10 protein-coding genes and 1 tRNA gene are annotated in these 8805 nt (G+C 58.5%); 3 read left to right on the top strand and 8 right to left on the bottom strand.

Features of this window, described 5'->3' with window-relative positions; translation table 11 throughout:
* The 3 genes from NW857_RS03130 to NW857_RS03120 form a co-directional block, all read right to left on the bottom strand.
* Positions 1–695, bottom strand: a 695-nt coding sequence (locus NW857_RS03130) for a cell division protein FtsQ/DivIB (RefSeq protein WP_414367913.1), incomplete at its 3' end; no start/stop codon positions are given.
* Positions 696–744: 49 nt separating this feature from the next.
* Positions 745–963: an NAD(P)H-quinone oxidoreductase subunit O gene (gene ndhO / locus NW857_RS03125; protein ID WP_414333180.1), complete on the bottom strand. Its 219-nt coding sequence runs from the start codon at positions 961–963 to the stop codon at positions 745–747.
* A 94-nt stretch (positions 964–1057) separates the two neighbouring features.
* Complete coding sequence (locus NW857_RS03120; protein ID WP_414333179.1) at positions 1058–1462, bottom strand: hypothetical protein; 405 nt, start codon at positions 1460–1462, stop codon at positions 1058–1060.
* Positions 1463–3051: 1589 nt separating this feature from the next.
* Here NW857_RS03120 and petE point away from each other — a divergent pair.
* Positions 3052–3444, top strand: a complete 393-nt coding sequence (petE, locus tag NW857_RS03115) for a plastocyanin (protein ID WP_414333219.1) — start codon at positions 3052–3054, stop codon at positions 3442–3444.
* A 199-nt stretch (positions 3445–3643) separates the two neighbouring features.
* A complete protein-coding gene (locus NW857_RS03110) occupies positions 3644–3874 on the top strand; it encodes a hypothetical protein (RefSeq protein WP_414333177.1) in 231 nt (76 codons plus the stop codon).
* 39 nt (positions 3875–3913) lie between these two features.
* Here the strand turns inward: NW857_RS03110 and NW857_RS03105 are convergent, their stop codons facing one another.
* Entirely contained in the window at positions 3914–4126 is a 213-nt protein-coding gene (locus tag NW857_RS03105) for a DUF2997 domain-containing protein (protein ID WP_414333176.1), read from the bottom strand.
* Between the two features lie 90 nt (positions 4127–4216).
* Between NW857_RS03105 and NW857_RS03100 the strand changes: the two genes are divergently transcribed.
* Positions 4217–5263: a potassium channel family protein gene (locus NW857_RS03100; RefSeq protein WP_414367912.1), complete on the top strand. Its 1047-nt coding sequence runs from the start codon at positions 4217–4219 to the stop codon at positions 5261–5263.
* A gap of 26 nt (positions 5264–5289) precedes the next feature.
* On the opposite strand, the gene NW857_RS03095 is transcribed toward NW857_RS03100, so the two are convergent.
* The 4 genes from NW857_RS03095 to NW857_RS03080 form a co-directional block, all read right to left on the bottom strand.
* Positions 5290–5958, bottom strand: a complete 669-nt coding sequence (locus NW857_RS03095) for a PHP domain-containing protein (RefSeq protein WP_414333173.1) — start codon at positions 5956–5958, stop codon at positions 5290–5292.
* A gap of 143 nt (positions 5959–6101) precedes the next feature.
* Positions 6102–7262, bottom strand: a complete 1161-nt coding sequence (locus tag NW857_RS03090) for a pyridoxal-phosphate-dependent aminotransferase family protein (protein ID WP_414333171.1) — start codon at positions 7260–7262, stop codon at positions 6102–6104.
* Between the two features lie 30 nt (positions 7263–7292).
* Positions 7293–7364, bottom strand: a tRNA-Cys gene (locus NW857_RS03085).
* Between the two features lie 157 nt (positions 7365–7521).
* Positions 7522–8688, bottom strand: coding sequence for a CO2 hydration protein (locus NW857_RS03080; RefSeq protein WP_414364134.1), 1167 nt, complete (start codon positions 8686–8688; stop codon positions 7522–7524).
* Between the last annotated feature and the right edge of the window lie 117 nt (positions 8689–8805).

The raw sequence follows: 8805 nt of genomic DNA, 5'->3' as shown, positions 1-8805 counted from the left end.
TGAATTTGCAAAGGCAAGCGGTCGGAAATCGGCCCCAGGTAGACCTTGCCCAGCTCGGTATGGAGGGTAATCCCCTCTCCAGACTGCCAATCCACTGCCTGGATCTCAATTTCCGACTGCTGCAGGGCCTGGAGCAACCGCGCCCATTGCTCTGGGGCCTGGTTCTCCCACCCCAGCAACTCCAGCTCCGGCCAAGAAGAGTGAGATCCGCTGGGGCCAGGGGGCCGAAACGGATCGGGAGGCAGCCAGTTGCCCTGCCGATCCACCCAGCCCATCCGGTCGCCCCATCGCGCGCGTGCAACCGGTTGCCGTTCCCGCACTTGGACGATCACCCCCACCGGCAGCAGCCGCCGCCGCACCTGGACGCTTTCGATGGGAGAAGGCCGGGCCGGGGATCCCAGCAGGGCTCTCTCCAAAACAGCCGGCTGCACCTGCCAAATGTTGAGGGGATACCGCAGGGGCAATTGCGCCCGGATCCAGGTGGAATCGACCCAGTGGGCACCTTCGACCTGAATTTGTTCCGGACGACGAATTTGCCAGTAGGGCTGCCGCAGGCCCAGCACCAGCAGCGTCAAGACGGCCATCGAACTGGTCAAGCGCCAGGATCCCTGCCAGAATTGGCTGCGCCGCTGCCGACGCAAAAGTCGCCTGCGCTGCAAAAGTTGCTCACGGGTAGGAGCAGCCAAAAGTGCCATTGAACCCTCTTCACCCCATTACAGGGTGTGGAGCATTCCCTGCTTCTATTCAACCTGCAATCTCCTGAACCTGATCCGCCCGCAGCCAAATGGTAGGAGTGGGAACAGACCCAAACTTAATCTGCAGGTAGTCATCTTTGATATCCACCACTTCTCCGGCGGTCTCGAAAACGTAGTTGGGGATCAAAGAATCGCTTGCCTGGGCTTCTAGGCTGCCCTCCAGTTTCTCGCGGATGGCCCGCACCAGGGTGCCTCGCTTAATCGCCATTGCTCCTTCTCCAGTTCAGTGTGGATTCGATAGCAGTTGTATCACGCCTGTCGCTGCCGCAAATTGGCTTTGACCGGGATCAATCTGAATTCGCCTATTTTCGTTTCAGGCTGCGGGCCATGTTGCGGAACAGATCCATGTCTGATCCGCCCTGGCGCCGCGGGCCGGCTTCGCTGCTGCTCGAAGTCGCGGATCCCTGCTCAGAAGCGGCTTCAGGAGTTTTGGCTGGCTCTGTAGACAGCTTAACTTTGCCAAGAGAGGAGACCTGCTCCACCACCTCCACCTTCTCCTTGCTGCCGAAATCCTGGAAGGTGTGCTTCACAATCCTGGGGGTGCGCATGTACTCGATGTTGCCAAGGGTTTTGGCCTCGTCTGGATCGAGAAAAAAGGTATTGTCGTTCTTCTCTTTCTTGGGGGTTGGCTTGGCAACAGTTTTCGTTGAGGGTGGGGAATCTGCTTGGCCACGAGAGCCAAACAAGCGCTTGAAGATGCCTACCATGGTTGTTTTGCCTGCAACGCGAAGGAAGTTGATCCGGATCCCTGGGCACTGAGTTGGCCGGGTAAGGCCAAGCCCAGTCTTGACTTCTCCCCTCCTTGAAAGAGAGAGGATTCCCAAAGGGCGCTAGGCAACAGGCTGAAGCCACATCGCTTTGCTTGCCCTTTGAGCTGTCACCCACGGATTAAGGTGGGTGGGAGCAGTCAAAAGCCCCCTACCAACAATGCTTGGATCTAGTCCAAGCATTGTTGCTAATTCGACCTTGCTAGGGGCTAAAGCCCCTTGGGTTGGCTGTATCCCCTCGCTGAAGCAGAGGGGTTTTAGCCTGTCTACTTCATTGATGTTAAGCTAACTTAGAGCGTTATGCTTGCCTGGGCAGACGGTTTTCTCGGCCAAGTGGCCACTCCGAGCAGTTTGAGTTTCCTCGCCAAGCCACCCTCAGCAAGCCAACAAAGCAGAGAAACAACTGGGTTGAGCAAAACTTATTCAGAGCTTATTCATGTGCTTGTGGAGTGTAGTGCACCTCAACCCTAAGGGGAGCGCCCAGGTTCAAGGCAGTGCCGATACAGCGAGCCAAGATTTGAATGTTAAGCCGCTGCTCGGTCGATTCTAGGCTTTTTATAAGGTGGCTCTTGGCTGAGCTAACTATGGGTGAACGCTGTACATTCATCTCAACAAGCTCGCGATTGGGTGAGGACTCAGTAACCGACTGCTTTCAGATGATCTTAAGAGGGCCAGCAAAGAATATCGAAGGGATATAACCAGCAGTATTCAACAACCTGCTCTTTAAGGCTATGACGGTCTGGCCTTCTTTTGCATCGGCAGCCCCACTGATTGCATCGAGCAAAGTAGCCTTGGGCTTTCAGGGATCCCACGGAGAAAGAATCTCTATCTCCAAGGGTTTTCGAGTAGGCGTGAGCGCAACCTGGAAAACTTGCTCTTTGCGGGGCCTAAAGATGGGATCTGGAGTTTCCCTTCCCCAGATCTTGGGGCACTTCCCAACCCGCCCAATCCCACCATTTGAGCCGCCGCCCGTACCAGCCAGGGCCACGATGTCCCCGGCCCAACAACCGTTTGTTGAACCTGCACCCAACCCACGCCGGCGGGGAAAGCAACTGACCCAACGCGGCATCCACCTGTGGAAGGGTTGTGCTGTTCACGGGTTCGGTCTGCTGCCGCTCCCTGTCAAGGAGGTAACGTTGCTGCCCCCCGGTTGGGCATGCTCTACTTTGCGATGAGCCTAGTTATCAAAGAACCTGGGTCTAAAACCCCACCGTTCATAGCGGCTTTGTGCCAAACTAAAGTTGGAAACAAAAGCTAAGTTTCCAGCTTTCCAACCCAAAGTCGCGGTGGGGCAAAGCGCCGCGCGCCAGCAAAGCCGAACGCCCGACTCCAAGATAGATGTGGAGATCGTGTAGGGCTAGCTTGCCAGCGACGGTCGCTGAAGCTCCAAGAGTCCTCCGGCTATCGCTTGCGGAAGCAAGCTAGAGTTGGGGTAGGTACGTCAAAACTTGGAAAGTGGCAACTAAACTGCAGAGTTTGGGATAACTGCTGTCACGTTTTGAGAGGAATCCATGTTTCTAGTTTTCAACCTGGTGAAGCGTTTGCAGCTCATCCTGCTCAGCCTTGTGGTTGGGGTGGTGGCTGTAGCGTTCTTGTCCAGCCCTGCGGCTGCCGAAACCTACACCGTCAAGATGGGATCCGACAAAGCCCAGTTGGTCTACGATCCGCCCTCTCTGACCATCAACCAAGGGGATACCGTTCGGTGGGTGAACAACAAGGTCTATCCCCACAACGTCGTCTTTGACAAGGTGCCCGGTGGGGATGCCGCTTTGGCGGCCAAGCTCTCCCACAAAGCCCTGCTCACCGCTCCCAACCAAGCAGTAGAATCGGCCTTTGTGGATGTCCCTCCGGGTGAGTACACCTACTACTGCACGCCCCACCGTGGGGCCGGAATGGTCGGCAAGATCATCGTAAACGGCTAGATCGGCACCCTAGCCCCCAGAAGCCTCAGGGATCCGCATTTTGATTTGGCCTTGCTGGCCAGGGATCCCTGCTTTTAGCATGTAAAGACAGCCCTCTCAGGAGTGGGAGGGCTTTTTGGCGAATGGACACGCATTCGACCGGCTTGCCTTGCTGCTGCGCAGCTACAGTCCACAAAAATAGTCCACAAACGAGTTCTGTATGACCACCAGCGTTAAAGGTTACCTGCTCTTGGCCGTTTCCTGCCTCAGCGCCATTGCTGCTGTTGGCTCGATTTTCGAGCTGGCTTCTGGCGAGCCGGATTTTGGCGTCGGCCCCACCAGTATCATCTTGGTTGTTGCTGCTCCGTTGGCGGTTTGGCTGTTTCAGTCGGCAGTTGGGGCGGCGCGGTCCAGCGGCGCTGCTGGCAGGGGGGGCAAGAAGCGAAAGTAGGCAGGTAGATAGGGGAAAACTGGGGGCAAGGAGACGGAGTCAGCAGGTTTGCGGTAAAGAGACTTGCGATTCTATCTCGGCTTCTGCTGGCTGATGAAACTCCGGCAACAGCTTTCGTTCTTGCACAGTTCCAAGGGCTGCTTCTAGCTCTGCCGTGGCTAGAGTACAACTGGAGCCAGATCCGTTCAGTACGGTCTCGGTAACCTGTCCGTTTTTGTCGATCCGATATTCCACCTTGATGTACTCAGGCATCGGCACTCCACTCGCTACCGAGTCAGCAACTGACTTTCTTCCCATTTTAGTTTCTGCTTCCTCTTCCTTGGCCAGATCTGGCTAGGCTCTATGGCTTCCTCTCGTATCTTTCGGGCTGCCAAAGGGGATCCCGGCATCCGTCGCGATCTGGGATTGGGTGTGGGGGCGCTGCTGGGCGTTGTCCTGATCGGCACCCTCTGGTACCACGGGGTGGAGCAGTGGCCTTGGGTGGAAGCTTTTTACATGACCGTTATCACCTTGACCTCGGTGGGCTTCATGGAGGTGAGGCCGCTGGGGGAGCGGGGGCGTTTGTTCACGGTGGCCTTGATCCTGATGGGGGTTCTGAGCATTGGGTTCATGGTGAATCGCTTTACGGAGGCCCTCATCCAAGGGCATTTTCAGGAAGGGATCCGGCAGCGGAAGTGGAAGAAACAGATGGAAGCGCTGAACAACCACTACATCGTTTGCGGTTTTGGACGCATTGGGCGGCAGGTGGCGCAAGAGTTTCAGGCAGAGGGAGTGCCGTTTTTGGTGATCGATCAATCTGCCGAGGCAATTCAGGTGGCGCAAGAGCTGGGATATATCGCTCTTCATGGGGACAGCACCCTGGATGCCACCTTGTTGGCGGCGCGGGTGCAGCAGGCCGAGGGGTTGATCGCCGCCCTCTCCAGCGATGCCGAAAACCTCTATGTGGTGCTGTCGGCCCGCACCTTGAACCCTCGCATCCGCACCATTGCCCGCGCCAACACGGAAGAGGCTTTGCAAAAGCTGCAGCGAGCGGGCGTTGCCCACGCCATTTCTCCCTATATCACAGGCGGCAAGCGGATGGCGGCGGCTGCCTTGCGCCCCCGCGTGGTGGACTTTGTCGATGGGATCCTGTCGGGCCGGGATCGCACTTTTTACCTGGAGGAGTACGAACTGGCGGCCCAAGAATGCCCCTATGTCGGCCAAACCTTGGGGAAAGCCAATTTGCGAACCCGCTCTGGCGCTTTGGTGGTGGCGATTCGGCGGGCAGATGGCCAGCTAATCGGTGGCCCCAGTGGAGACACCCTGCTGCAGCCGGGGGATCTATTGCTGTGTATGGGCACGGCCGAGCAGTTGCGCCGCCTGGGCCAGTTGCTCTATCCCCGTCTCTAGAGGGTTTCTCATCAGGGATAGCCTAGCTAGATTCGCCTGAGGATGCTGGGGCCGTGGGAGTCGGTGCCGCAGGTTTTCAAAAGTCCATAGGTCTCGGCCAGCTTTTCCCCGATCGCCGTCTCTTCTGGGCTAGGAGCCCAAATTTCGGGGTTTTTGTAGGCGTAGTAGACCTCAAGGCCATCTAGGCCCAACTCCACGGCTGCCGGAACCAGCTCTTCCGCAGGCAACCCGTAGCGAAAAGGATGGGCCAGCACTGCCAGGCCCCCAGCCGCTTGAATAGCCCCAATGGCCTCAGCAGCGGCCAGGCCGGGCACCTGCTCCCCCTGGATAAAGGGATCCAAAACAGGGTCGGCAGGATCAAACCCGTAGCCGAGAATATGCACCTCGCAGCCCAGCAGGTTGGCTGTAATCTCGATCCCCGGCCACAGAATGGGATCCTCGGCGCGATCCAGGTGGGCGCGGGCCTGTTCGTAGCCCTTCAGGGTGTGGTGATCGGTGATGGCCAGGCCCTTGAGGCCGTGCCGGCGCGCCTGCTCTGCCAAGTCTGCCGGATCCATGCGCCCATCGGAGCAGCAGGTGTGCAGATGAAAGTTGTACTGCAAGGGACAAGAAAGAGGGCCGATCCCTTGCAGCACCCGCCGCAGCTCCACCGCAGAAGCCACTCTACAGGGATCCCATTGCAAACCAACCAGCATGGCTACCCTTGCCTCCCCAACAGGCGCTGCTCCAGAGAAGCTAAGCTCCGAAGTTTTATGTTTTGTTAAGGATGTCCACCCATTCTAGCCGGGGTGCAGGAGGGGTGCCAGGTGTGGAGAACTACAGTAGTGGCCAGGGATCCCTAAGGGTTGGTCAAGATCTCTTCAGCAGCCTTGAGGGCTGCTCCAGGAGAGAAGTCGCTGTAGCCCAGTGTGTGCAGGGTTGACTCGAGAGCAGCCAGCGTGGTGAGAATGTCTCGGTCGCTCACAAAGCCCAGGTGGCCGATGCGAAAGATCTTGCCCTTGAGGTGGTCTTGGCCGGCGGCAAGGGCAATGTCGAAATGCTTCTTCAGGGTGCTGCGGATAGTGTCGGCGTTGATCCCTTCGGGAGCCAGCACGGCTGTTACCGAGGGGCTGGCCGCCGACTCTGGGTTGACCAAAAGCTTCAGCCCCAGCGCCTTGACACCGGCGCGGGTGGCCTGGGCCAAGCGGTCGTGGCGGCGGTAGATGGCCTCCAACCCTTCCGCCCGCATCAAGCGCAGGGTAACTTGCAAGGCGTAAAACAGATTTACTGCCGGGGTAAAGGGAGTGGTGCCCTGGCGCAGGGCTTTTTGGGCCAGCTTGAAGCTCCAGTAGTACTTGGGAAAGCGAGAGCGCTCGGCAGCAGCCATGGCCCGCGGGCTGACGGCCACAAACCCCAGCCCCGGCGGGATCATGTAGCCCTTCTGGGATCCAGAGGCCACCACATCCAAGCCCCACTCGTCCATGGGCACTGGCATCGCCCCCAAACTGGTGACCGCATCCACAATTACCAGCGCTTCCCCATGCTCGCGGGCGGCAGCCGCAATGGCCTGCACGTCGTTGGCCACGCCGCTAGAGGTTTCCGAATGGGTGAGAATGACCGCCTTGATGGTCTTCTCCCGGTCGGCGGCCAGCTTTTCTTGGAAGACCTCGACGGGATAGGGCACGCCCCAGGGGGTTTCTATCCGCTCGCACTGCAGGCCAAATTGCTCCGACATCTCGGCCCAGCGCTCGCCAAACTTGCCGTTGACCCCCACCAAAACCCGTTCCCCTGGGCTGAGGGTGTTGAGGATCCCGGCTTCCATGGCCCCGGTGCCGCTGGAGGCAAAGACAAACACATCGGAAGTAGTCTGGTGCAGCCAACGCAGCCCCTCCGTCACCTCTTCCAGGATGGCGGTGAACTCTTTGCTGCGGTGCTCGATAGGCCCCCGCGCCATGGCCAGCAGCGCACTCTCGGGAACGGGAGTGGGGCCGGGGATCATCAACATCAACTTGTCTTTCATGCGTGTCCCGCCAGGGAGGTCAGGTTTAAGAGGTGGCGGCCAGATTCGAACTGGCGCATAGAGGTTTTGCAGACCTCTGCCTTACCACTTGGCTACGCCACCCTACTCCTCAATCAGACAAGACATTGTATCCGAAAATGGGATCCCCTAGCCACCGCTGCGCGGGAGCTACAGACGTAGGATGTTACAAAGCAGCCCCTGCTCTTCTGGCGAGCCAGATATCGCTCCAAGCGTCCCTGGAAAAACGACAGAACCAACATTAGTCTTGCACACTTAACAGACGGGATCCCAGCAGGCGTTGCAGCCAAGGGGCAAGGAACTCGCGGTTAGCCGACTGCTGCTCTGGATCCTGGGTTTCCAGAGGAAAGGGGGCAAGGGCCCGCAGGGCGGCAGTGGTAACGCAGAACATGGCCTTTTGGAAGCTGAGGCAGATTTTCACCCTGAGGTCATCTTCCCCGCGCGGCTGGCGGCGGTAGTGCTCCCGCAAAGACTCAGGCAGGTGGCGCATCATATCCTGCATCAAGAGAGTGGGTGGGATCCCGGCACTCCCCACCGGCAGCGGATCGGCATAGAGGGCTCCATAGGCGAAGTCCGCCTGCTCGACTGGGATCTGGTGCGCCTGGGCGTTGTAGGAGACTGTGCCCATGAAGGGGAAAGAGCGGAAAAACACGGCTTCCACGTAGGGCAGGGCCGTGTCGGGCAAGAAGGTCAGCCCCGCCGACAGGGGGATGATCTCGTAGCGGTGGCCCCAGATGCAGGGAGCGTAGGTGATGGGCTTGTTGGCGGCTGCCACCAACCCCTGCTGGATGTGGGCCACCACGTCGGCAAGGGTGAGCTGGGGTTCGCTCTCGTGGCGCTTGGCCAGGGTCAGGAAGAGATCGCTCATCACCCGCCAAAACTGGCCCAGGCCGCTGTACATGGCCAGCATGCGCACCTGTTCCAGCGCAAAGTCGGGGCAGAGGAAGTTAAGGCCCTGCAGAAGGGGGTTGAAGCGGAACTTGGCCCGAATGGCCACCTTGGCTCGCTCGACAAATTCGGGAGTATCCAGATAGCGATCCAGACCGCCTCCCCCATGCCAGAGCATGGCTTTCATGCAGTATTCGGCAAACTCGTAGTTGATGCGATCGTGCCAGAGGTAGCGCAGCCATTTGCCCGGCGTAATTTCGCCGTTAAAGTACTTAAAAGCGGGGAACAGCTCCAAAAATTGGTGGTCGGCAATGAAGATTAAATTCTGGGAGTAGGCATCCAGCACCCGGCCGTAGCTGTGGAGGATGCCGATCACCTCCAGCCGGTTGCTGGGGGAATCCGGCACAAGGGCTCCCCCTGCCTCTAGGCGTTGGACAATAGGAGCCAGTCGCCATTGCTCTAGAGGATCTAAGCCGGCCAGAAAGAAACAGGAAGGAGCGGGAACCAGGGTAGCAGTCATGGGAGAAGCAGCAGTTGAGACAACAACAAAAACCCAGTTGATCTCACCAAATCGTCACAACGAAGATGACCCAGGCCCGAAAGCAGTGATCGGCCTGCCTGCTTCAGCAAGATTGAG

This window comes from Synechococcus sp. H55.9, assembly GCF_047462355.1.
In the GTDB taxonomy this organism is placed as follows: Bacteria; Cyanobacteriota; Cyanobacteriia; order Thermostichales; family Thermostichaceae; genus Thermostichus.
This window is presented reverse-complemented; position numbering and strand designations above follow the sequence as displayed.